The organism is Candidatus Marinarcus aquaticus, assembly GCF_004116335.1.
Taxonomy (GTDB): Bacteria; Campylobacterota; Campylobacteria; order Campylobacterales; family Arcobacteraceae; genus Marinarcus; species Marinarcus aquaticus.
In genome coordinates, this window is the sequence record NZ_PDKN01000010.1 from 76,120 (window position 1) to 99,146 (window position 23,027).

22 protein-coding genes are annotated in these 23,027 nt (G+C 35.6%); 15 read left to right on the plus strand and 7 right to left on the minus strand.

Annotated features, from left to right (window positions below; all coding sequences use genetic code 11):
* Positions 1 to 3 precede the first annotated feature (3 nt).
* Both rsfS and nadD read right to left on the minus strand, forming a co-directional pair.
* A complete protein-coding gene (rsfS, locus tag CRV04_RS11830) occupies positions 4 to 327 on the minus strand; it encodes a ribosome silencing factor (RefSeq protein ID WP_128997063.1) in 324 nt (107 codons plus the stop codon).
* 4 nt (positions 328 to 331) lie between these two features.
* On the minus strand, positions 332 to 880 hold the full coding sequence (nadD, locus tag CRV04_RS11835) for a nicotinate (nicotinamide) nucleotide adenylyltransferase (protein WP_128997064.1): 549 nt from the start codon (positions 878 to 880) through the stop codon (positions 332 to 334).
* A gap of 90 nt (positions 881 to 970) precedes the next feature.
* On the opposite strand from nadD, the gene gap reads away from it, so the two are divergent.
* From gap to CRV04_RS11895, 12 genes are all read left to right on the plus strand, one after another.
* A complete protein-coding gene (gene gap, locus CRV04_RS11840; RefSeq protein WP_128997065.1) occupies positions 971 to 1,969 on the plus strand; it encodes a type I glyceraldehyde-3-phosphate dehydrogenase in 999 nt (332 codons plus the stop codon).
* Between the two features lie 8 nt (positions 1,970 to 1,977).
* Positions 1,978 to 3,174 (plus strand): phosphoglycerate kinase, encoded by a 1,197-nt coding sequence (locus CRV04_RS11845; protein WP_128997066.1) that lies wholly within the window; start codon positions 1,978 to 1,980, stop codon positions 3,172 to 3,174.
* A gap of 2 nt (positions 3,175 to 3,176) precedes the next feature.
* On the plus strand, positions 3,177 to 3,884 hold the full coding sequence (locus CRV04_RS11850; RefSeq protein WP_128997067.1) for a triose-phosphate isomerase: 708 nt from the start codon (positions 3,177 to 3,179) through the stop codon (positions 3,882 to 3,884).
* 1 nt (position 3,885) lies between these two features.
* Complete coding sequence (gene fabI, locus CRV04_RS11855) at positions 3,886 to 4,713, plus strand: enoyl-ACP reductase FabI (RefSeq protein ID WP_128997068.1); 828 nt, start codon at positions 3,886 to 3,888, stop codon at positions 4,711 to 4,713.
* Between the two features lie 204 nt (positions 4,714 to 4,917).
* Positions 4,918 to 6,126: a diaminopimelate decarboxylase gene (gene lysA / locus CRV04_RS11860; RefSeq protein WP_128997069.1), complete on the plus strand. Its 1,209-nt coding sequence runs from the start codon at positions 4,918 to 4,920 to the stop codon at positions 6,124 to 6,126.
* An 8-nt stretch (positions 6,127 to 6,134) separates the two neighbouring features.
* Positions 6,135 to 6,911: an HAD-IIA family hydrolase gene (locus CRV04_RS11865; protein ID WP_228126552.1), complete on the plus strand. Its 777-nt coding sequence runs from the start codon at positions 6,135 to 6,137 to the stop codon at positions 6,909 to 6,911.
* Positions 6,908 to 7,978: a chorismate mutase gene (pheA, locus tag CRV04_RS11870; protein WP_128997071.1), complete on the plus strand. Its 1,071-nt coding sequence runs from the start codon at positions 6,908 to 6,910 to the stop codon at positions 7,976 to 7,978. Before CRV04_RS11865 ends, pheA begins: the two co-directional genes overlap by 4 nt.
* 17 nt (positions 7,979 to 7,995) lie before the next feature.
* Positions 7,996 to 9,120 carry a histidinol-phosphate transaminase gene (gene hisC / locus CRV04_RS11875; protein WP_128997072.1) on the plus strand — a complete coding sequence of 375 codons (1,125 nt, stop codon included), beginning with the start codon at positions 7,996 to 7,998 and terminating at the stop codon, positions 9,118 to 9,120.
* 5 nt (positions 9,121 to 9,125) lie between these two features.
* The gene (gene dxs / locus CRV04_RS11880; RefSeq protein ID WP_128997073.1) at positions 9,126 to 10,928 is read left to right on the plus strand and encodes a 1-deoxy-D-xylulose-5-phosphate synthase; all 1,803 of its coding nucleotides are present in this window, start codon (positions 9,126 to 9,128) and stop codon (positions 10,926 to 10,928) included.
* A 129-nt stretch (positions 10,929 to 11,057) separates the two neighbouring features.
* Complete coding sequence (locus tag CRV04_RS11885) at positions 11,058 to 12,944, plus strand: methyl-accepting chemotaxis protein (RefSeq protein ID WP_128997074.1); 1,887 nt, start codon at positions 11,058 to 11,060, stop codon at positions 12,942 to 12,944.
* A gap of 34 nt (positions 12,945 to 12,978) precedes the next feature.
* The gene (gene zupT / locus CRV04_RS11890) at positions 12,979 to 13,821 is read left to right on the plus strand and encodes a zinc transporter ZupT (protein WP_128997075.1); all 843 of its coding nucleotides are present in this window, start codon (positions 12,979 to 12,981) and stop codon (positions 13,819 to 13,821) included.
* Between the two features lie 38 nt (positions 13,822 to 13,859).
* Positions 13,860 to 14,375, plus strand: coding sequence for a ferritin-like domain-containing protein (locus tag CRV04_RS11895; protein ID WP_128997076.1), 516 nt, complete (start codon positions 13,860 to 13,862; stop codon positions 14,373 to 14,375).
* On the opposite strand, the gene CRV04_RS11900 is transcribed toward CRV04_RS11895, so the two are convergent.
* Together CRV04_RS11900 and maf are read right to left on the minus strand one after the other, a co-directional pair.
* Positions 14,376 to 14,768, minus strand: coding sequence for a tautomerase (locus tag CRV04_RS11900; protein WP_128997077.1), 393 nt, complete (start codon positions 14,766 to 14,768; stop codon positions 14,376 to 14,378).
* 23 nt (positions 14,769 to 14,791) lie between these two features.
* Positions 14,792 to 15,343: a septum formation inhibitor Maf gene (maf, locus tag CRV04_RS11905; RefSeq protein ID WP_128997087.1), complete on the minus strand. Its 552-nt coding sequence runs from the start codon at positions 15,341 to 15,343 to the stop codon at positions 14,792 to 14,794.
* Positions 15,344 to 15,398: 55 nt separating this feature from the next.
* Here maf and CRV04_RS11910 point away from each other — a divergent pair, with 55 nt between their 5' ends.
* The 3 genes from CRV04_RS11910 to CRV04_RS11920 are packed head-to-tail and all read left to right on the plus strand — an operon-like array spanning position 15,399 to position 19,552.
* Complete coding sequence (locus tag CRV04_RS11910; RefSeq protein ID WP_128997078.1) at positions 15,399 to 16,682, plus strand: tellurium resistance protein TerC; 1,284 nt, start codon at positions 15,399 to 15,401, stop codon at positions 16,680 to 16,682.
* A 52-nt stretch (positions 16,683 to 16,734) separates the two neighbouring features.
* Positions 16,735 to 17,664 carry an AEC family transporter gene (locus tag CRV04_RS11915; protein ID WP_128997079.1) on the plus strand — a complete coding sequence of 310 codons (930 nt, stop codon included), beginning with the start codon at positions 16,735 to 16,737 and terminating at the stop codon, positions 17,662 to 17,664.
* Positions 17,665 to 17,680: 16 nt separating this feature from the next.
* On the plus strand, positions 17,681 to 19,552 hold the full coding sequence (locus CRV04_RS11920) for a mechanosensitive ion channel family protein (protein WP_128997080.1): 1,872 nt from the start codon (positions 17,681 to 17,683) through the stop codon (positions 19,550 to 19,552).
* Here CRV04_RS11920 and CRV04_RS11925 read toward each other — a convergent pair.
* The 3 genes from CRV04_RS11925 to CRV04_RS11935 are packed head-to-tail and all read right to left on the minus strand — an operon-like array spanning position 19,549 to position 22,684.
* Complete coding sequence (locus CRV04_RS11925; RefSeq protein WP_128997081.1) at positions 19,549 to 20,502, minus strand: alpha-L-glutamate ligase-like protein; 954 nt, start codon at positions 20,500 to 20,502, stop codon at positions 19,549 to 19,551. The two genes, CRV04_RS11920 and CRV04_RS11925, sit on opposite strands and share 4 nt — an antisense overlap.
* Complete coding sequence (locus CRV04_RS11930; RefSeq protein WP_128997082.1) at positions 20,499 to 22,007, minus strand: inactive transglutaminase family protein; 1,509 nt, start codon at positions 22,005 to 22,007, stop codon at positions 20,499 to 20,501. The genes CRV04_RS11925 and CRV04_RS11930 overlap by 4 nt, the downstream gene beginning before the upstream one ends.
* Entirely contained in the window at positions 22,007 to 22,684 is a 678-nt protein-coding gene (locus CRV04_RS11935; protein WP_128997083.1) for an ATP-dependent zinc protease family protein, read from the minus strand. Before CRV04_RS11935 ends, CRV04_RS11930 begins: the two co-directional genes overlap by 1 nt.
* Positions 22,685 to 23,027 lie beyond the last annotated feature (343 nt).

Here is a 23,027-nt window from a genome sequence, read left to right on the forward strand (position 1 = left end):
GGCTTACCCTCTTTTAGGCAGTTCACTTAAGAACTCTTCAATAGAGTATTTTTCTCTGTATTTCTCACTCATTAGATGAATAAACATATCGCCTAAGTCGATTACTGTCCAATCTTCATCTTCATCTGAACGAACAAAATTCTCTCCCAATGGTTTAAGAGCTTCTTTGATGAAAGTCACTAACGAAGCTCCATGTTTAGGGTTCAATGTAGTTGCTACTACAACATAATCAACCAAATAGTCATTCTCTTTTAAGTCAATGACCTCAATGGCTTCCGCTTTTTTTTCATCTAAAACTTGAACAATTTTTTCGATTGTTTTATTCAATGTATTACACCTTTTGTATGATAGTTTTTAAATCGTTTTGTATAACATTTGGAATGGCATTCAAATCCAAATCCTGCTTGATTGAAGTGGAACTGACATCCACATCAATGGGTAAACGTTTGAAGTTTGCATAGAGCAACGGATGGTTGTTTTGTGTCTCTCTGGTTGCTACAACAAACTCAACCATTTGATTTAAGCGTTCAAATTCTGACCATAAATGAAGTTTTTCTAAGTTATCTTCTCCGATGATTAAATAGATTTTCTCACAAGAGTAGTGCTTTTTAAAGTGTTTTACGGTTTCAATGGTGTAGACACTTCGGTTTTGTTTTACTTCATAATCAGAGACTTCAATCTTTGCATCTTTTGAAAAGAGCTTGGTTAATAGTTCCAATCGTGTTGCAGGCGGTAAAAAGAATTCGTGTTTAAATGGGCTTAAAAAAGTGGGCACGATAATTAATTTATCAATGTCTAATTTTTTGAGAGCTTCATTTACAATGGCTTCATGACCTACATGAGGTGGGTCAAAACTGCCACCAAAAATTCCTATTTTCAATTAACTTTACCTTATACATTGTACTTAAATTATATTATAGCAATTTTTAGATAAAATATCGAAAATTTAATACTCATAAAAAGGGAAGAGATGGCTGTAAAAGTTGCAATAAATGGTTTTGGAAGAATTGGTCGATGTGTTGCACGAATTATCTCTAAAAGAGATGATGTGGAACTCGTTGCTATCAATGATACGTCAAGTGTAGAGATGCTTGAATATCTAACAAAATTTGATACGGTACATGGAACATTTGATGGTGAAATCAAAGTAGCAGATGGATACGTAACAATAGGAAAAGTTAAAGCAAAATTGTACAGCACACGAGATGCAAAAGAGTTAACATTCGTCAGCGATTGTGGAGCTGACGTAGTTTTAGAGTGTACAGGAGCTTACCTTACACAAGAGAAAGCACAAGTCTATTTAGATAATGGTGCTAAAAAAGTGGTCATGAGTGCACCAGCCAAAGATGATACACCAACATATGTTATTGGAGTCAATGAGGGTGAATACAAAGGAGAAGCAATTATCTCTAATGCTTCATGTACAACAAACTGCTTAGGACCAGTAGCAAAAATCATTGATGATGCATTTGGAATTGAAAAAGGGTTAATGACCACCATTCACTCGTACACCAATGACCAAAATATCTTAGATGTAAAACACAAATCAGATAAACGAAGAGCTCGAGCGGGTGCTATGAACATGATCCCTACCACAACAGGTGCAGCTAAAGCAATGAGATTAATCATGCCTCAATTGGATGGAAAACTTCACGGACAAAGTGTTCGAGTTCCAACTCCAGATGTTTCTATGGTGGACTTAAACGTTGTAGTAAGCAAAGAGACAACAAAAGAGGAGTTAAATGCACTCTTTGAAGCAAAAGCAAAAGAGCTTGCTGGAATTGTAGCTGTGGATAATGAAATGAAAGTATCGTCAGACATTATTGGAGATACAAACTCAACCATTATTGCAACAGACTTAACGCAAGTAATTGGTGGAAATATGATTAAAGTAATGACATGGTATGACAATGAGTGGGGTTACTCTTCACGACTTGTTGATATGGCTGTGTACGTATCAAACAAATAAGGAACTCAATGAAGCTACAAGAGATTAAAAATATTGATTTAGCAGGAAAAAAAGTATTCATCCGTTGTGATTTTAACGTGCCAATGGATGAGTACAGTAATATTACCGATGACAGACGAATCCGAAGTGCACTCAATACGATTCGATACTGTATTGACAATGATTGTTCAATTATTTTAGCTTCACATTTGGGGCGACCTAAAGAGCCATTTGAGGATAAATACTCACTCAAACCAGTTGCAAAAAGATTGCACACCCTTTTAAAACAAGAGATTATCATGGCTAAAAATGTGGTTCAAGATGACACATTAGAGTTGGCCAAAAACTTACAAGCAGGCGATATTCTTCTTTTAGAAAACCTTCGATACAACAAAGGTGAAACAAAAAATGATGAAGAGTTTGCCGAAAAACTTGCTTCCATGGCAGATGTGTATATCAACGATGCTTTTGGAGTAAGTCACAGAGCACACGCTTCAGTTGAAGGCATCACCAAACATTTTGATGCCAATTCAAAGGCAGCAGGGTTTTTGCTTGCAAAAGAGATTCAATTCTTCCACCACATTGTGCATAATCCAAAACGACCATTTGTATCAATCGTAGGTGGATCAAAAGTCTCTGGAAAACTTGAAGCACTTCATAACCTAGTTCCAAAAGTCGATAAGATTCTTATTGGTGGTGGAATGGCCTTTACGTTCTTAAAAGCATTGGGACATGAAGTAGGAAACTCTTTGGTTGAAGATGATTTGATTCCAGAAGCACTTAAAATCATGGAAGAGGCAAAAAAGCTGGGGGTAAAATTCTACTTACCAGTGGACGTTGTTGCTGCTGAAGCGTTTGATAAAGAGGCATTTGCTAAACCAACCACCACTCAAGAGATTCCTAAAAACTGGATGGGACTTGATATTGGACCTGCAACGGCACTGTTGTTTGCACAAGCTCTTGAAGATGCACACACTATTTTATGGAATGGACCAATGGGTGTGTATGAGATGGATAAATTTGCCAAAGGAAGTGCAAAGATTTCTCACGCCGTAGCTTCATCGTATGCAACTACGGTTGTAGGTGGGGGTGATACGGCTGACTTAGTACGAGTAACAGGTGATGAAGATGAAATGACCTTTATCTCTACAGGTGGTGGAGCATCGCTGGAACTCATTGAAGGAAAAGTATTGCCAGGTGTTAAAGCATTGGTTATTGAGGAGTAAGCATGCCAATTATTGCTGCAAACTTTAAAACCAACCATACGCGAAGCAGTACGGCTAAATATGTCTCACTGGTGAATAACTATTTGAAAACAAACAGTACCAGTGATGTCTATATTTTTCCAACGGCTACTTCACTTGACTATTTTGAAACCGTTGCAAACTTGCATATTGGAGCACAAAATGCTTATGCTACACAAAACGGTTCATTCACAGGTGAAATAGGAACAGAACAACTCGATGAGTTTTACATCAAAACCATTTTAATTGGTCACAGTGAACGACGACACATCTTAGGGGAGACTCAAGAGATGATTGCCCAAAAGTATCAATACTTTAAAGCCTTGGGATACAGAATCATCTACTGTGTGGGAGAGCCTTTAGAGATTAAAGAAAGTGGTTTAGACGCCACTTTACAATACATGCAAACTCAGTTTGAAGGTATTGATTTAAGTTATGAAAACTTAGTTGTAGCCTATGAACCTGTTTGGGCGATTGGTACAGGCGTAACGGCAACCAATGATGATATTGTCAATGTGCATCAAGCACTTAAAAAACAGTGTTCAAAACCACTTTTATACGGTGGCAGTGTCAAATTGGGTAACGTAGAGAGTATTTGTCAACTCGATGGTGTTGATGGGGTATTAATTGGAACAGCCAGTTGGGTTGCTGAAGATTTTATAAAAATTATAGAAAATACAAAGGAGTTATAGGATGTTAATGAAGGGTAAAAAAGGGGTAATTCTTGGGGTTGCTAACAATAAATCAATTGCATATGGAATTGCTAAAGCGTGTGCGGCTCAAGGGGCTGAGATTGCATTTACATATTTAAATGACAGCTTGAAAAAAAGAGTTGAGCCAATCGCTGCTGAGTTTGGAAGTGAAAACTTAGTCTATCCATGTGATGTAAGCAAACCTGAAGAGATCAAAGCACTGAAAGTCTCTTTAGAGAAAGACTTAGGGCAAATTGATTTCATCGTTCACTCAATTGCATTTGCTCCAAAAGAGGGTCTGTCTGGAAGATTCTATGACATCTCTAAAGATGCCTTTGATATTGCTATGGACATCTCTGTATACTCTTTAATCGAAGTAACACGAGAGTTAAAACCATTGTTAAGTGAAAACGCATCGATTTTAACACTTTCATACTATGGTGGAGTAAAATACATCCCGAACTATAACTTAATGGGGGTTGCAAAAGCAGCACTAGAGATGACAACAAAATATTTAGCTGAAGACTTAGGTAAAGATGGATGCCGAGTCAATGCAATCAGTGCAGGACCAATTAAAACGTTAGCAGCAGCTGGGATTGGTGATTTCAGGTTCATGCTTAAATGGAATGAAGCACACTCACCACTTAAAAAGAATGTCACCATTGATGAAGTAGGAAACTCAGGTATGTATCTGCTTTCTGATTTAAGCAGTGCCGTAACAGGTGAGATTCACTACGTGGATTCAGGGTTTAACATCATGGGTATGCCAGCGGTTGAGTTTGATGAGAATGGGAAGCCAACGATTGCTTGGAACGGTACTGATAAATAGATTTATAAAGGTATCTTTTAGCCACTATCTGCGTTAAACAAGAGAATTTAATCACTCATTTACTTCAAGTAAACTCCTGGTTAAATTCTCTTGCTGGCCTTGATATTAACTAAAATCTAAACCACTAAATTTATTTAGAAAAAAAGTTTTAATTTTGAATTCTTGGAATTTAAATTTAAGATTTTAGAAAACATAGGAAAAAAAATGAGTATTAATTTTAAAGAATTAGCAAATAAATATGGTACACCTTATTATGTATATGATTTTGATTATATTACAAATCAATACAATGAATTAAAAACAGCTTTTAAAGCTAGAAAATCATTAATTGCTTATGCTGTAAAAGCAAACTCAAATTTGAGCGTAATAAAACATTTGGCTAATCTTGGTGCAGGCGCAGATTGTGTGTCTATTGGTGAAGTTAAAAGGGCTTTAAAAGTTGGTATTGAACCATATAAAATCATTTTTTCAGGTGTTGGAAAAACAGATGATGAGATTAGACAGGCTTTAGAGTTTGGAATTTTAATGATCAATGTAGAGAGTGCTGCTGAGTTAGACAGAGTTGAAGTTATAGCAAAAGAGCTAGGAAAAGTAGCAAGAATCTCTATTCGAATTAATCCAAACATTGACCCCAAAACACATCCATATATCTCAACAGGTCTGCATGAGAATAAATTTGGTGTAGATATTGACACGGCAAAACGAATGTACATCCAGTGTAAAAACTCTGATAATTTAGAACCAACTGGTATACATTGTCATATAGGTTCGCAATTAACACAGTTACAGCCAATAAAAGAATCAGTACAAATTATTGCTGATTTAGTAAGAAATCTTGCTGCAATTAAAATTGAACTCTCTTTTATAGATATTGGTGGTGGGTTAGGTATCATATATGATGATGAAAAACTTATTGATACAAATGAATATGCTCAAACTGTTTTAGAAACAATGTTTGGTCTTGATATAACTGTTGTTTGTGAACCAGGAAAATTTATTGTTGGGAATTCGGGTACTTTTATAACAAAAGTATTATATGAGAAAGTAAATGGTGAAAAAAGATTTGTTATTGTTGATGGAGCTATGAATGATTTGATTAGACCTTCTTTATACAATGCATACCACAAAAGTGAAGTTTTAAATGATAATAAAGAGTTTAGCGCTTGTAATTTAGTTGGTCCAGTTTGTGAGAGTGGAGATTTTTTTGCAAAAAATGTACAGCTTCCTAAAACACAACACAATGACTTAGTAGCAATTTATAGTGCTGGAGCTTATGGATTTTCAATGAGTTCTAACTATAATACAAGAGGAAGAGTTGCTGAAATTGCTGTTGAAAATGGTGAAGACAGACTTATAAGAAAAAGAGAGACGTTTGAAGATTTAATCACTTTAGAAGAAGAGTTTATTAAATAAGGGTGATGATGAAGGGATATTTTATAGATGTTCAAGGCACACTCATTGATGACATTGAAAGATTACCCATCAATGGTGCTATTGAATTTTTAGAGACAGTAAACACTCAAAATATTCCTTATGTCGTAATTACGAATAACACCAAACATAAAAGCGATGAGTTTCTACAAAGTTTAAAAGAAAAAGGCCTACCCGTACAAACCTATACGGACCCTTTTTCACTTTTAAAAGCCAATTTGCCTGAACACAAAGTCGCTGCTTTTGGAACACAAGAGTTTCTAAATATTGTGCAATCAATGGGATATGAGTTGGAGTATGAACAACCTGAAGCGTTGTTGGTCTCGATTAAAAAAGAGTACACCAATGAAGATTATGCGTTGATGATTGAGTGTGGATTAAAAGCCAACAATCTTGTAGGGATGCATGAAACCTCATTGTATTCTAAAGATGGAAAACGTTATCCTGGTGTAGGTGCTATTATGCAGATGATTAAATTTGCAGTGAATAAAGAGTATAAAGTGGTGGGGAAACCAAGCTTTACTTTTTATGAGAGTGCTCGAGCGATGCTGGGTTTAAAGTTTGATGAAATCACTATCATTTCAGATGATATGATAGGGGATTTAGTGGGAGCAAAAAACTTAAAACTGAAAACTTGTTTGGTCTTAAGTGGAAAAATTAAAGATGAAAATGAAATACTGCATACTTTAAATAAGAGTCAACACCCTGACTTTATCTGTAAAGATATGGCAGAAGTATTAGAACATTTTAAAAAAGGTGAACTATGAATAATGAAGAGGGTTTAAAAGAGTTACGTGATAAACTGGATGCTCTTGATGATAAAATCTTAGATTTAATCAATGAACGAATGGAAGTGGTTCATCAAGTGGGTGTTTTAAAAGCCCACAGTGGTGGCGCAATCTATCGACCTGAACGAGAAAAAGAGATCATCAAACGTTTAGAAAAACGCAACAATGGCTTACTCAATAATGCAGCCATTGAGGCTCTTTTCTTAGAGATATTTGCCATTTCTAGAAATCTTGAGTTACCTGAAAACATCGCTTTTTTAGGACCAGAAGGAAGCTTTACACATCAAGCTGCTGAGATGCGTTTTGGTGCGATGAGTTCTTATATTTCTATTGGTTCCATCAAAGGGGTGTTCAGGGAAGTGAGCACTAAAAAAGCAAAATTTGGGGTTATTCCTATTGAGAACTCTTCAAATGGAATTGTCAGTGACACCATTAATTGTTTGACCAATTACAATCTTAAAATCATTGCAGAGGTGATTTTAGATATTCACCACACCTTAGCAACAACATGCGATAAAGTGAGTGACATAAAAAAGATTTACTCAAAAGACATCGCGTTTGAACAGTGCAGTAAATTTCTAGAGAATTTTGGTTTAGATGAGGTGGAGCATATTCCCATTGAATCAACAACCAAAGCCGCCAAATTGGCTTTAGCTGAACCCAATGCAGCAGCTATTTGCTCTCATGTGGGTGCGAAGATGTACAGTCTGCCTATTTTGTTTGAGAACATTGAAGACAAAGACAATAATAAAACACGATTTTTTATCATCAGTGATTTTGAAAATGCACAAAGTGGCAATGATAAAACATCGATTTTGGCTAAATTACCAAATACTCCTGGAGCATTGGTGGACTTTTTGAGTGATTTTGATAAAGCAGGCATTAACTTAACAAAAATCAAATCACATATCGTGCAAGGAGATTCGATCTTTTTTATCGATTTTGATGGGCATAAAAATGATGAGAATGTACAAACAATATTTAAAAAACATGAAGCAAGTATTAAATTTTTAGGGTCATACGTTAAAGAAGCGGATGACATTTAATTCAAAGGATAATGAAAATGAATTTTAACAGTGTTTTAGATGATGTAAAAATCTACGAAGCAGGAAAACCAATTGAGTTGGTTGTAAGAGAGTATGGCGTTAAAGAGTCAGATATTGTGAAACTGGCTTCCAATGAGAACCCATACGGAACTTCACCAAAAGTTGCAAAACGTATTGCAGAGATTTCAAAAAATATGTTCATGTACCCAGATGATTCTATGTACGAATTAAAAGAGGGATTGGCTTCGAAATTTAAAGTAGCAAGCAACAATATTGTGATTGGTTCTGGAAGTGACCAAGTCATTGAGTTTTGTGTGCATGCTAAATGTACAAAAGATTCGAAAGTTATCATGTCTAAAACCACATTTGCCATGTATGAAATCTATGCCAAACAAACAGGTGCAACCGTATTAAAAACACCGGATGATGAGCACAATTTAGAGCAGTTTTCCAAACTTTATAAAGAAAATGGGGCAGATATTATTTTCTTATGTTTACCCAACAACCCATTAGGTGAGTGTGTGGATAAAGAGGATGTGTATAACTTTTTAAAAGAGGTGAGTGAAGAGACACTGGTCATTGTAGATGGAGCGTATCAAGAGTATGCTGCATTTAAAGATGCTAACAAAGCGATTGATCCAAGTGATTTAATTCACACTTTTCCTAATGCAATCTATTTAGGAACGTTTTCTAAAGCGTATGCACTTGGAGGAATGAGAGTCGGGTATGGAATTGCGAATGCTGAAATCATTAAAATATTGCACAAATTACGACCGCCATTTAATATCTCAACGCTTTCATTGGCTGCAGCCATTGAAGCACTCAAAGATGAGAGTTTTGTACAAGAGTGTATCGCTAAAAATTTTGAAGAGATAGGTGCGTATGAAACCTATGCCAAAGAGAAAGGGTTGGATTATATTCCAAGTTATACCAACTTTATCACTCTGAAATTGCCCGTTGAGTATATCTCAGCGCAAGTTGCTCAAGAGCTTTTAGAAAAAGGAATCATCATTCGAGATTTAACCTCATATGGTTTAAATGCCATTCGAATCACCATTGGAAGAAAAGAGCAAAACAAAAGAGTAATTGCACTGTTAGATGAAGTATTAAACAACTTAAGCAAAGCAAAGGTATTCGACTAAATATCATGAATTTACACGATAAAAAGCTCAAAGAACTCGAAGAGGTATGCGCCAGTATCAGAGAACGTATCATAGATGTGGTCAGTCGTAATGGTGGACATTTTTCATCAACATTGGGAGCTGTAGAACTCACTGTAGGAATGCACTATGTTTTTGATGTAAACCGTGACCCTTTTATTTTCGATGTCTCTCATCAATGTTATCCTCATAAACTCTTAACGGATCGTTGGGAGAGCTTTGAGACAATTCGGCAATTCAATGGTTTAAGTGGCTTTACCAAACCCAAAGAGTCTCATAAAGACTATTTTGTAGCAGGACACAGTTCAACTTCTATTTCCTTAGCTGTGGGTGCAGCAAAAAGCATTGCACTGAAAAAAGAGGATCGAATGCCTGTTGTTATGATTGGCGATGGTTCAATGACAGCAGGAATGGTGTATGAAGCACTCAATGAGTTAGGGGATAGAAAATACCCAATGGTGATTATTTTAAATGACAATGAGATGTCCATTGCTAAACCTATTGGAGCAATCAGTAAACATTTAAGTAAACTATTGGCTGGAAAGCTCTATCAAAATTTCAAAGAGAAAGTGGATCGAATGATTCGAAACCATTTTCCTGAAGGTACCACTTATTTAGCTAAAAAAATTGAAGAGAGTATGAAACTCATCACACCTGGAATTATATTTGAAGAGATGGGTGTTGATTATATAGGCCCTATTGATGGTCATGATTTAGAAGAGGTTATCTCCACATTAAAATTGGCAAAAAGTATGAAAAAACCGGTGATTGTGCATGCTAAAACTGTCAAAGGAAAAGGATACAAAGTTGCTGAAGGGCACCATGAACATTGGCATGGAGTGGGGCCATTTGATGTTGAAAGCGGTGAGTTTATTAAAAAAAGTGCCGCAAAAAGTGCCACGGCAGTCTTTGCAGAGTCTCTTTTAGAGTTAGCACATAAACATGACAACGTGGTAGGAGTAACAGCAGCCATGCCAAGTGGAACAGGTATTGATAAACTCATTGCTGCGTATCCTGAGCGTTTCTGGGACGTTGCCATTGCTGAACAACACGCGGTTACATCAATGGCTGCTATGGCAAAAGAGGGCTTCAAACCTTTTGTAACCATTTATTCAACTTTTTTACAACGAGGGTTTGATCAAATCATTCATGATGTTTGCTTGATGGATTTGCCTGTAGTTTTTGCTATTGACCGAGCGGGTATTGTCGGAAATGACGGAGAGACACATCAAGGGGCATTTGATGTTTCCTTCTTACGATTTATTCCTAACATGATTTTGTGTGCACCACGAGACAATGAAACACTCAAAATGGCGATTGAATATGGGTATGAAGCAAAAAGTCCCTGTGCCATTCGATATCCAAGAGGTGCCTTTGCATCACTTAATTATAAAGCAACCCCGTTTATCACAGGAAAAGCAGAACTTCTCAAAGAGGGGAAAAGTTCTAAACTATTCATTGGTTATGGAGCCGGGGTTTCAAAAGCACTTGAAACAGAAAACCTGCATGCAGATGATATTGCTGTTTTAGATTTGCGTTTTGTGAAACCACTTGATAAAGAGATGCTTTGTTCTTTAGCCAAAAAGTATACCAATTGGTATGTCTTTTCTGACTCTCAAAAACAAGGTGGCGTTGCCAGTGCCATCTTAGAATTGTTAAATGATGAGAAAATATGTGTAGATTTGACCACCTTTGAATATGATGATCATTTTATTCAACATGGGGATACAAAAATGGTTGAAACTTCTCTAGAACTCTTACCATCGCAGTTGGTTAAAAAAATAAAATAATTTTTTTAACCAATGCTATTTTCATGCTATTCTTCTGACTTATATAATTAATAATTACATATTATAATTTAATAACAATTAAGTAACAATCTCTTATAATCAGCTAAATCAGCTTACAGGAGAGAGAGCATGTTACACAATATCAGTACACGAAAAAAACTCTTAATTTTACCGATTCTATTTGTTGTAATACAATTTTTATCGGGAGCCATTTATTCATATTATGATCATTTAGCCGAACAAAAAACGCAAGCAGCTAATGAGACTGAACATTTTATTGCACAAGTATTAAAAGGGCGAATCTCAGTTTATCAATTTTTACGAACACCTACAGATGAAAAAGCCCAAAAAGTGGTCAATGATTTTAACTCTTTGAATGAAAGTGTCGCCAATTTAAAAATACAATTGGAATTGAGTGAAAATAAAAAACTCTGTGATGAGATTATAACAGCAAGTCAAGCTTACATTGGTTATTTCAAAGAGTTTGCTTCAAAAAGAATCGATGAGTTTTCTTTGGGAGAAATAGAAGAGTCAACTGAAGTCAAAAGCATCATTTCAGAAATGGTGCAAATTGGTCTGCAATTGGAAGCAAAACTGGACGAAATTAATACAACCCTTGTACGCGCTAATGAGCAATCCAATGAACAATTAAAAACCATTCTTTCAGTTATAGGGATTACTTCCATTGCACTGTTTGTACTGATCACACTGTTGCTTGCAAATCATATTGTGAATACCTTAAAAAGTTTTCAAAATGGATTGCTTTCATTTTTTAATTATTTGAACCATGTTTCAAAAGAGGTGAAAATGCTGGATGGCAATGGAAAAGATGAGTTTGCTCAAATGTCAAAAGTGGTCAATGAAAATATTGAAAAAACACGTATGGCCATTGAAGAGGATTCTCGTTTAATTGATAATGTAAAAGATATTGTGCAAGAGGTGAAATGTGGTATTTTATATAAACAAATAGAACACGATACTCACAGTGAAAACCTGCATGAACTTAAAGTGATTTTTAATCAAATGCTCTCCATTATGGCAGAGAATATTTGCGGAGACATGAATAAGATTCAAAAAGCATTGGAGGTCTTCCACGACTTAGATTTCAGACATCGTATTCCCAATCCAACGGGTAAAACCTCGCAAGGATTAAATCAGTTGGCTGAAATCATCAATGAGATGCTGATTCAAAATAAAAAGAATGGTTTGATTTTACAGCAAAGTGCCAATAACTTGCTTCGAAATGTGGAGTCATTGAGTTTGGCATCCAATCAAGCTGCAGCAAGTCTGGAAGAGACAGCAGCTGCACTAGAAGAGATTACAAGTAATATTTCAAACAACACTGAAAATGTCGTTCGAATGGCAGACTTTGCCAATAAACTTCAAACATCAGCGAATGAAGGTGAAAAACTTGCGCAAGAGACGACCACTTCAATGGATGATATTAATCAAGAGGTGACAGCGATTCATGAAGCCATTACGGTTATTGATCAAATTGCATTTCAAACCAATATTCTCTCACTTAACGCAGCTGTAGAAGCTGCAACGGCTGGAGAAGCAGGTAAAGGATTTTCTGTGGTTGCTGGAGAGGTTCGAAACTTGGCTTCACGAAGTGCAGAAGCAGCCACTGAGATTAAAAATCTTGTGGAGTCTGCAACACAAAAAGCAAACAATGGTAAAAGCATCGCCGATAAGATGATACATGGGTATCATGATTTAAATCACAACATTTCTGAGACGTTAACACTCATTAAAGATATTGAAAATGCAAGTAAAGAGCAGTACACGGGTATTGAACAAATCAATAATGCTGTTGCAGAGCTTGACCAACAAACGCAATCCAATGCCAATGTTGCATCTGAGACAAAAAATATTGCTATGAGTACACAACGAATTGCCACAGTCATTGTTGATAATGCCAACCAAAAAGAGTTTTTAGGAAAAGAGGATATGGATATAAATATCATAGAGTATGATGACTCCATCGAAGAAGAGGAACAATACAGAGATAAATAAGTCGTTTTTAAAAGATTAAGGCATATAATCATACATGGATGCACTTACATTTGATGATTATATGTTGGCACTTTTGTTAACCTTTCTTGCAGGTATCTCCACAAGTATTGGAGCGGTACTCGCATTTTTCTCAAAAGCGAAGAACTATAAAATTCTTTCGCTTGGATTGGGTTTCTCTGCTGGGGTAATGATTTATGTTTCCTTTGCAGAGATTTTGGTCAAATCCAAAGCAGCTTTTTTGCAAATACATCACAATGAGATAACCGCAGAACTGTTGATGTTATTGTGTTTTTTTGTAGGTATTGGTTTAAGCGCTTTTATTGATGCAGCCATACCTCAAGATGTGAATCCTCATGAACCCAAAAGCAACTCAGAACTCAATGTTTTAAAACCTCATACCCATGCTTCACATGCAGAACACACCCTGAAACGTACAGGGATTTTTACAGCTTTAGCCATTGGTATTCATAACTTTCCAGAAGGGTTTGCTACGTTTACGGCTTCTTTAGAAAATACTACATTGGGACTATCCATTGCCTTGGCTATTGCCATACATAATATTCCAGAGGGAATGTCTATATCTCTGCCTATATATTACTCAACGCAAAGTAAAAAGAAAGCGTTTTGGTATGCCACACTCTCTGGACTTGCTGAACCCATTGGAGCAGTGATTGGATTTTTTATTCTTTTCCCACTCATGCAAGAATCAACTTTGGCCATAACATTTGGTATGGTAGCTGGGATTATGATATACATCTCTTTTGATGAACTTCTCCCTGCCTCACGTATTTATGGTAATGCTCACACGACAATTTTAGGTATAACTTTAGGAATGGCAATTATGGCATTAAGTTTAGTTGCTTTTAAAACGGTTTAAGTTAGACTTTATTGTAAAAGATCTTCAAGGAGTTGACAATGGCACGAGTTGGAAATTCTATTATAAAAGGTATTGAAGTAAAAGAGGTGATTAAAATATTGAACAGAGCTTATGCCGATGAATGGTTGGCTTATTATCAATATTTTGTCGAAGCAAAAGTGGTCAAAGGTATCATGAAAGATGCAGCCATTGCAGAGCTCAATCAACATGCAACGGATGAACTGCGCCATGCCAATATGGTGGCAGATCGTATTCTGCAATTGGGTGGTACACCTCTTTTGCACCCCAAAGAGTGGTTTAAAAAGAGCAATTGCAGTTATGAAGCCCCTAAAGATTTTGATGTCGTTGAGATTTTAAATGATGCGATTAAAGGGGAACAATGTGCAATTAAAACCTACAGTGACATTCTTGAACTCACACATAATAAAGATATTGTTACGTATGATATTGTCAGTCAGATTTTAGCTGATGAGGTCGAACATGAAGAGGACTTACAAGCGCTTCATGATGACGTGACGGAGTTTATTACGGATTTAAAAAAATCACTTAAATGATCAACAAAGTGGATCTTCTCCACTTTGCCAACCATCCAAATATTTTTCAATGAGGTGGAAATCTTCACCACTGTGTTGAGTGAAAGTGATGTACTGATTTTTGGTTTGAATATCAAAGAGTTCATTGATAATACTCATATAACGTAAAGCAAGTTCCCTTCTTTTTTCGATGGTTCGGCCTTCTCTGATATCTAAGTTCATTAGACAAATATCATCTGTGGGATTGGCTCGACCAATTGTTAAGGCGTATTTCTCATACTCTCGAATAGATATAGCAATATGGTCCGTGCCTGTGTCCATAACTTCACTGAAATTTTCTCGTACTTTTTGAGCGAATTGCTCTTTTTTTTTAGAGCTAACGTTTATATTGAGTTCAAATTGTAAATGAGGCATTATGACTCCTTTTTTTAATTATATCAAAGTTTTAAAAAGGGAAGAAGCTTTTCTACACATAAACCCATAGCGGTACTTTCATACCCATGAACCTCTTTGATATAGGGTTTACAAAAACCTTCTACCATGATTGCTCCCGCTTTCCCCATGCACTCACCCGAATGAATATAGTTTTCTAAATCATTTGGTTCAAAAGGGTGAAACAAATAGGTGGTGGAAGAGATATCAATGAGTTGAAGGGTTGTACTCTTATAAATCATGCAAGTAATGACGGAAACACTGTTACCACTTTGAAGGTTTAACATGCGTCTGGCATCCTCTTTATCTTTGGCTTTTCGAAGCAGTTCACCATGGGATGTCACCACAGTATCTGCAACCAATAAAGGCATGTCATCTATTCCATATAAAGAGAAAAGTTCATTGAATTTTCCTAACGTTGCTTCATACACAAAGGATTTGGGTTGGGTGGTGGTAAGCGCATCTTCATCGAAATTGCCTCCTTGTTGTATAAACTCTATGCCGTGCTCTTTTAGAAGCAGGGCTCTTGTTTGAGAGTTGGAACCTAAACGTATCAAACTGCACCTTTGAATTTTTTTTGATTTTAACACATTTTCACTGTATAATACGCCAATGAATAATCGACACGCCATGAGTGGTATACTCATTTTTATCTCTTTTGTAATCACTCAATACAGCTATTTTATTGAACCAGAGCTTTATTTCTACAGCGGAGTCTCTGCTTGGGTTGCACTGTTGTTGCTTTTTCAAGAGATTCGCAATAAAATGCTGCTTTATATCTTGATGGCTTTAACGCTAGTAGGAGTATTGGTCTGTGTGATGAATGATTTTGAAGTGGATATGAAGAGATTTATTACCATCAATCAATATTTGCTTACACTGCTTATTGGAGTGGGTTTTTTACGACTTATTGCTACACCTAAAGAAGAAAAAATCAAAGCTCTACCTAAAGGGGAGCAAAGTTTTTTAAAAACCTATGCCGGGGTTCATCTGTTTGGTTCAGTGATTAATCTCTCTTCTCTTTTACTCGTGGCAGACAGATTGTATAAAAGTGCGCCATTAAGCAAGTTGCAAATTGTATTGTTAACCAGAGCCTTCTCTTCAGATGCTTATTGGTCTCCTTTTTTTGTAGCGTTCGCTGCAGCCATTACTTATGCCCCACAACTCAATACGTTTACCATTATGAGTGTGGGCTTGGTGTTGGCTTTTATTGCTTTTATCATTACTTATGTGGATGTGAAACGAAATAAAGTGTTTAATCTTCAAACATTTGAAGGCTACCCCATACATTTTGAGACGCTTTATTTACCGTTTTTACTTGCGTTGTTTGTTCTTCTTACGCATCACTATTATGCACACATTAAGATCATCATACTCATTGCTTTGTTCAGTGTGCTTTTGACTTTATTGTTACTTCCTTTTAAACATAAAAAAATGCACTGTGTGTTAAGTGCATATATCATCAAAGATTTGCCTCATATGAAAAACGAGTTAGGGCTGTTTTTAGTTGCAGGTAGTTTTGGAGTGGTTGTCAGCTCAATTTTAATGGGATTAAACGTACAATTACCATTTGAAACGTTTGATGGCTTTGCAGCATCAGTTGTACTGTTTGTATTGATTGCATTGTCGTTTATTGGTATTCATCCCATTATATCCATTGCTGTTATTGGTAATTGGATGGGAGAGCTTAATCATACCCTTTTGGCCGTTACTTTTTTAATGTCTTGGTCCACAGCTGTTTCAACTTCCCCTTTTTCAGGGTTAAATTTAACGATGCAGTCACGATATGATTTAAAAGCCATTGATCTGTTTAAAGTCAATATTTTCTATGCACTTAAAATGTATTTAGTATGTGTTGTGATACTTTTTGCATTATCTTCGTATTTAGGGTTATAAAAATTATAATTTTGTCATAATGTTTGAGTATAATACCGTAAGGAATATATGAATGAATCTTTTTTTTATCTTACTGGGCAAAATCGCCCCTTTATATGTTAATATTATCATTGGATACGTACTGGCGCACTACTTTAAACTCAAACGCGACAGTATTGCATTTTTACTGATTTATATTTTAGGACCTTTTGTGGTCTTTTTTGCCACTTTGTCTATTGATATCAATATGCAGTTGGTGTTTTTGCCCCTGTTTGTTTTTATATTTGGAAGCACTATTGCTTTTTGGATTTTGCACCACTATAAAACACATTGGAAAGATGCGAGTTTGAATACCTTAGCCTTTACTTGTGGTACAGGAAATACGGGTTACTTTGGAATTCCATTGGCAATGATTTTGCTGGATCCTCAAAGTGCTAATATCTATATCTTTGCAACGATGGCATCGCTTTTGTATGAAAATACTACGGGATTTTATGTCACTGCAAAAGGCAATTTCACTGCCAAACAATCGTTGGTCAAAGTACTCAGGTTGCCTTTACTGTATGCCTTTATTTTTGGTTTGATGCTCAATGTTGCAGGTGTTCGTACACCTGAAATGATTGTACCATACTTTGAAGGGCTTAAATGGGCGTATGGTATTTTAGGTATGATGATGCTTGGAATGGGCATGAAAGGGTTTAATTTAGAAGAGGACTTTGATAAACGTTACATCAAAGTAGCTTATTTCTATAAATTTTTAGTGTGGCCAGCGAGTGTGTTGTTGATTATTTTTGCAGACAGTACTCTTTTTCAAGCACTCAATGAGGAGATATATAAAGTTCTGTTTTTAATCTCCATTGTACCACTGGCAGGAAACACCGTCACTTTAGCAGTGCTTTTAAAAGCCAAACCAGAAAAAGCAAGTTTCACTGTGTTATTGAGCACAGTGATATCCATTTTTTATATTCCATTGGTGCTTTATTTGTACGGTGGATTTAATTAAAAGAGGAGTTCAATAAGTGTTCAAACGTAGTATTGCCATATTTTTTATACTCATGACAGTAGGGCTCTCGCAAGAGACTCTTGATATTAAAAACTTACCTTTAAGCAGTGCAAGCAGTCAGCTTCAAGACAGCATAGATGCATTAAAAATACTCAATAATCAGCTCAAAGTCAATGATAAAATCAATGAAGAGCTGGTGTATGAGCAGAAAAAAGAGATATTTGAAGATATTTTAGAACTCATCATTAATGAAAAAAATGCACAACTTAAACGTATTGAACTCAAAAGTGAACAAGAAAAACTCTCGTCAAAAATGTCTGCCAATGAGAGTTATGGGTATGATGTTGCTTTTATTCGAGATGAGATAGAGTATACCACCATCAGCAATCAAATTCTTTTTTATGAGGCGATGAATCAAATCATAAAATTACGAAAAGGGTATATTACCAATAATGGGTTACGAAAATATATTCAAAGTGTTAAAAAGCGGATTAAAAATGATACGTTGTTGACTAAGTTTCAAGAGTATTATGAAAAAAGTAAAAACATCGATGCTCCTATTTATGATGATTTAAGATTAAACTATGAAACTTATACAACCGATGTTTTAACTTTTACAGAAGTATTGAACTACCTCTATCATAACAGTAAAAAAATAGAGAAAAGCAACTTTTTAATCAGTCGATTTAACATCAGTTTTTGGGTGAATGCGATTAATGACTATAAACCTATAGAGAATATGAATATTTACTTAAATTACTATTTATCTGTGGATATGGGGCGTATACTCGTTGCAATGTTCTTTTTTATATTGATCAATTCATTGCGTCTTTTTGTCATGCCTATTATCATTACATTTATTAAAAAGAGACAAAAAGGGCACTCTCATAAAGAGAGCAACATACAACTTCAAAACTATTTGACCAACAGTTTTACTAAACCCATTAAGCTTTATTTATTGATCTTCTCTTTTGAACTTTTTATTCAAATTGTGCATAATGGACAGTTTGACCTCATAAAAGCAGAGACTTTTTTTAACATTATATATATCATCAATACGGGTTATTTAATCTATAAACTCTTTGATGAATGGGTCGATATTTATGCAGAGACCTTTTTTGAAAATCATACGACAACTCGAAAAGAAATGGTCAGTTTTATGCTCAATATCTTTAAATTTATTCTGTTTTTAGTGATTACACTCTTTATTTTAACTGAGCTTGATTTTGATGTAAAAGCGATTTTAGCATCACTGGGAATTGGGGGAATTGCGATTGCACTTGCTGCTAAAGAGACTTTAAGTAATCTTTTTTCAAGTGTAAACTTGATGATGGACAACTCTTTTAATCAAGGTGATTGGATAGTAACGGATAAATATGAAGGAACCGTTATAGAGATTAAAATGCGTACGACGACCATTCGTACATTTGATAATGCATTGGTGACCATACCGAACTCAGAATTAGCCAACACATCGATTAAAAACTGGAGTAAACGCGTCTTAGGTCGACGAATTAAGATGAATATTGGTGTGACCTATGAGAGTAATTTAGAAGATATTAAAAATGCGATTAAAGATATTGAACAGATGTTACAAACGCACCCTGAAATTGCGACGAAAAAGAGCGATATCGTCAATGAGCGTATTAAAAACTTGAAGCTTGCAAAAAAAGAGGATTTCTACGGAATCAAACGTGATTTGATGGTCTATTTAGATGAGTTCAATGACTCATCCATAGATATTTTAGTCTACTGTTTTTCTAAAACAACCAACTGGGTAGAGTGGTTGGAAGTCAAAGAGGATGTGCTTTTTAAAATAGCACAGATTATTCGAAATAATAATTTAGAGTTTGCATATCCAACGCAAGTCAATTATATCAAACGTTAGATAAACCATTCTTGTGCACGTTTTACTCGTTGTTCTACCGTTTCAAGCATGGGGTGAGTGTGTTTAAAGGCCTCTACTTGTTGCAGTCGTGGAATCAAGCCTGCTTTGTTGGCTACTTGAATAGAAAGCCCAGGTCTTGCATTGAGCTCTAAAAGCATGGGTCCTTTAAACTTATCAAGCACTAAATCTACCCCAATATAACCCAAGTTAGACATCTCGTAACACCCTGACGCCAATCTTAAAAGTTCATTCCAGTTTTTCAGTTGTAAGTCGCTGAGTTTTTTATGGGTATCGGGGTGATGAGTCACACGTTCATTATCATAAATAGCATCAATACATTGTCCTGTGGCAATATTGACCCCCACACCTAAAGCCCCTTGGTGTAAATTGGCTTTACCATCAGATGAGTGTGTTGACAGACGTACCATTGCCATAACGGGATAACCTTGAAAAACAATGATACGAATATCGGGAATTCCTTCATGTGAATACCCTTCAAAAATCTCATCCATATAAATGAGTTCTTCAATAATTGCTGTGTCAAGATTACCACTTAAAGAGTGCAGGCCTGCTAAGATATTTGAGAGATGATGCTGTATCTCAAAAAGTGTGAGCGTTTGCCCTGAGGGTTTTTTAAATATTTCACCATCATGCTCTGTGATGACAAGAATCCCTTTCCCTCCAGAACCTTTTGAAGGTTTAATAGCAAAGGCCTTGTATTCTTCAATCCACTTTTGTGGATACTTGATTTCATGTTGTGTTGAAAGTGACGTAATTAAAGTGGGTGTGGGAATATGAAATTGAGTGGCACGTTGTTTGGTTTTGAGCTTATCATCAACAATGGGATAATATTTTCGATTGTTAAATCGACCAATATAGTCCGTATTTCGTTGATTCATGCCCAAAATCCCCTTTTGTCTTAAAAGGCGATGTATTCCAAAGTTGATCATTTAAAGTCCATATTTCTGAAACGATACAATTCACTGAGTCGATAACCTGAGTATCGCCCCAACAGTAAAATCAAGGCAATAATCGAGAGATTGATTTCGGGGAAGTTAAACGTAAGGTGTCCTAAGAAAGACCATTGCATCACAATATAAGTTAAAGTTGCAACAATCAAACTTCCTCCACCTTGGATTAAGACCTCTACAGCTCCTTCCTCTTCCCATAGAATTGACATTCTCTCAATGGTCCAAGCAATGATGATAATAGGGAAAAAGGTAACGGTCATACCCGTATTAAATCCTAAATGGTAACCAATGATACTGAGCATTCCAATGATAAAAATAACGATAATAATAATGGCAGAAATTCGAGATACCATTAACAAGTTTAAGTGTGAGAGGTAACTGCGAAGCAGTAAGCCTATGATAACAATCGAGACAAAACTGATGAGACCGGGTAAAAATGAGGTTTGAATAAAGGCTAAAGCAATGAGTACTGGCATAAATGTTCCAGAAGTTTTCAGTCCCACAATGATTCGCATAAACACAACCACCAATGCCCCAGCAGGAAGCAGTAACATCATCTTAAACATGTTTTGCTCTTCTACGGGAAGATTATGCACACTAAAAAGTTCAAACAGTGAATTCTCTTGCGTTTCTTGAAGTTTTATTGCAGGAACCGTTCGTTTGAGCATAGAAAATTTAACACTGGATTCATTGCCTCCTATAACATCTAAAACGACATCACTGTTTTGACTCCAAAGAAGTACTGAAGAGATATCTTCAATATGACCACTTTTAGCACTGTAAAGTTGCCACCCTTTTTTTTCAGAGAAGACTTCTATAAAAGGTTTGAGCTTTTGGTTTCTTCTTGAATCTTCTAAAAATAATCCATATGAGAGTCGATTAGGTACATTAAGATAGGTTAAGAACTGTTGTAAAAGAGCAGTTTTTTTACTGCTGGATAACAGTAAGTTGATGTTTTGATTCTCTTGTTGATTAAGCAGTGATACAAGTTCATTGGTCAAACTGATTTCATCACTTGATTTTTGCGTCGCCTCTTCAATAATACTTTGTGCCGCAACAGCTTGTGAACCTTTCCATGGAATAAGAGGCTTGTTGACTGGTTCAATTACAGGTACCTCATAAAAGGAATCATAAGAAGTGGGTTTGAGTTGTACTCTATAATAGAGTGTTTGCATGCCATTAGCATTTCGTTTGGTCCACTGTGCTCGTTTATTGTTGTTGGGTGTAACATAGTTAAATCCGTATCCAGGTGAACTGCTTTGTTCTTTAATAAGTTCAAATCCTGGAGGATTTTTGGGCACATTAAAATTCACATTAACAGGTTCATTGGAAGCAACAAAATCTATACGTGCTTCAATAAACCAAACATCTTGAGTCTCTCCTTCTAAAAGAGGTGTTTGTGCAATGCTGTTACGTACCAACGTAAGAGCAATTCCCAATACAAACAGTAAAAGGATAAAGATATTAAAGATTTTTTGATTCATTATGGCTCTTTTTTATTAGAAGGTGTTAGGGTATTTTTTTTTGCAACATCTACTACTAACAAATCTTTAAGTGCATTACGACCAATAAGAACAGGATAGGACATATGACTTCGATCGGTTACAGTAAAAAGAGTGTTTTGTACAATTTTACCCATGGTCAATTCAAGTTCCACAACGGCTCTTTTTTGAGCCGTTTTAGTACTTGATTGTACCACTTTAATATATTTAATCAGTTTGGTTTCAACGTGGTATGTTTTATCCTCATAGACAATATCAAACTTTATCCAATCTTTTCCATTTCGTTCAAAAGGTTGAATATTGATTGCATGTATAGATGAGCTTGTTGCACCCGTATCAATTCGTGCGGGCAGATTTATTTTAGGTGGATTTAAATAGATAGTCTCAATTTGTCCAATGACCTGTTTTTTTGTGGGAAGTTGTTGTGAAAGCAGCTCTTTTTTTTGTTTGTTTTGTTGTAATTCATTTTTTGTTAGACTCAAATAATCAGAAATAAGTTTATTATTCTCTTTTTGTGCGGCCTCTAGTTGCGCTACTTTTGTTAATAACAGTTGTGTTTGCCTGCTTTGTTCATCAATTTTTTTTTCAAGAGCAGTATCAAAAATGCTGTGGCAACCTGTTAGAAAAATTAAAGCAAGTAATAGAATATATTTTAACATGGTGTTCCTGTATAAGCTTTCTAGAAAGGTAACAAAATTTCTCTTAGTAACCTCTTATAATATTTTATATATTTCTTAAAATTAGATTATTTATAAGCTAATTTTAAGAAATGGTGTGTCATACTTCAATTATAAAAATTAGGGATTGATTGATTCCGAGAAGATAAACTCTTAGAGTTTAAGCTTCATGCTTGGTCTTCCAAGAAGGTATCCGGTGAAAACTTTTACGTTTTCAATGTGTCATAATTAAAAGGATTTATTATGAGAATTAATACTAACGTTGCATCTTTAAATGCACAAGAATCAGCATCTCTTACTAATAACAGAATGCAAAGTTCTTTAG

What these genes read in the sequence shown, in the direction of transcription:
- gap (WP_128997065.1), top strand. Translation starts at nt 971, where the DNA reads ATGGCTGTAAAAGTTGCAATAAATGGTTTTGGAAGAATTGGTCGATGT.
- CRV04_RS11845 (WP_128997066.1), top strand. Translation starts at nt 1,978, where the DNA reads ATGAAGCTACAAGAGATTAAAAATATTGATTTAGCAGGAAAAAAAGTA.
- CRV04_RS11850 (WP_128997067.1), top strand. Translation starts at nt 3,177, where the DNA reads ATGCCAATTATTGCTGCAAACTTTAAAACCAACCATACGCGAAGCAGT.
- fabI (WP_128997068.1), top strand. Translation starts at nt 3,886, where the DNA reads ATGTTAATGAAGGGTAAAAAAGGGGTAATTCTTGGGGTTGCTAACAAT.
- lysA (WP_128997069.1), top strand. Translation starts at nt 4,918, where the DNA reads ATGAGTATTAATTTTAAAGAATTAGCAAATAAATATGGTACACCTTAT.
- CRV04_RS11865 (WP_228126552.1), top strand. Translation starts at nt 6,135, where the DNA reads ATGAAGGGATATTTTATAGATGTTCAAGGCACACTCATTGATGACATT.
- pheA (WP_128997071.1), top strand. Translation starts at nt 6,908, where the DNA reads ATGAATAATGAAGAGGGTTTAAAAGAGTTACGTGATAAACTGGATGCT.
- hisC (WP_128997072.1), top strand. Translation starts at nt 7,996, where the DNA reads ATGAATTTTAACAGTGTTTTAGATGATGTAAAAATCTACGAAGCAGGA.
- dxs (WP_128997073.1), top strand. Translation starts at nt 9,126, where the DNA reads ATGAATTTACACGATAAAAAGCTCAAAGAACTCGAAGAGGTATGCGCC.
- CRV04_RS11885 (WP_128997074.1), top strand. Translation starts at nt 11,058, where the DNA reads ATGTTACACAATATCAGTACACGAAAAAAACTCTTAATTTTACCGATT.
- zupT (WP_128997075.1), top strand. Translation starts at nt 12,979, where the DNA reads ATGGATGCACTTACATTTGATGATTATATGTTGGCACTTTTGTTAACC.
- CRV04_RS11895 (WP_128997076.1), top strand. Translation starts at nt 13,860, where the DNA reads ATGGCACGAGTTGGAAATTCTATTATAAAAGGTATTGAAGTAAAAGAG.
- CRV04_RS11900 (WP_128997077.1), bottom strand. Translation starts at nt 14,768, where the DNA reads ATGCCTCATTTACAATTTGAACTCAATATAAACGTTAGCTCTAAAAAA.
- CRV04_RS11910 (WP_128997078.1), top strand. Translation starts at nt 15,399, where the DNA reads ATGAATAATCGACACGCCATGAGTGGTATACTCATTTTTATCTCTTTT.
- CRV04_RS11915 (WP_128997079.1), top strand. Translation starts at nt 16,735, where the DNA reads ATGAATCTTTTTTTTATCTTACTGGGCAAAATCGCCCCTTTATATGTT.
- CRV04_RS11925 (WP_128997081.1), bottom strand. Translation starts at nt 20,502, where the DNA reads ATGATCAACTTTGGAATACATCGCCTTTTAAGACAAAAGGGGATTTTG.
- CRV04_RS11930 (WP_128997082.1), bottom strand. Translation starts at nt 22,007, where the DNA reads ATGAATCAAAAAATCTTTAATATCTTTATCCTTTTACTGTTTGTATTG.
- CRV04_RS11935 (WP_128997083.1), bottom strand. Translation starts at nt 22,684, where the DNA reads ATGTTAAAATATATTCTATTACTTGCTTTAATTTTTCTAACAGGTTGC.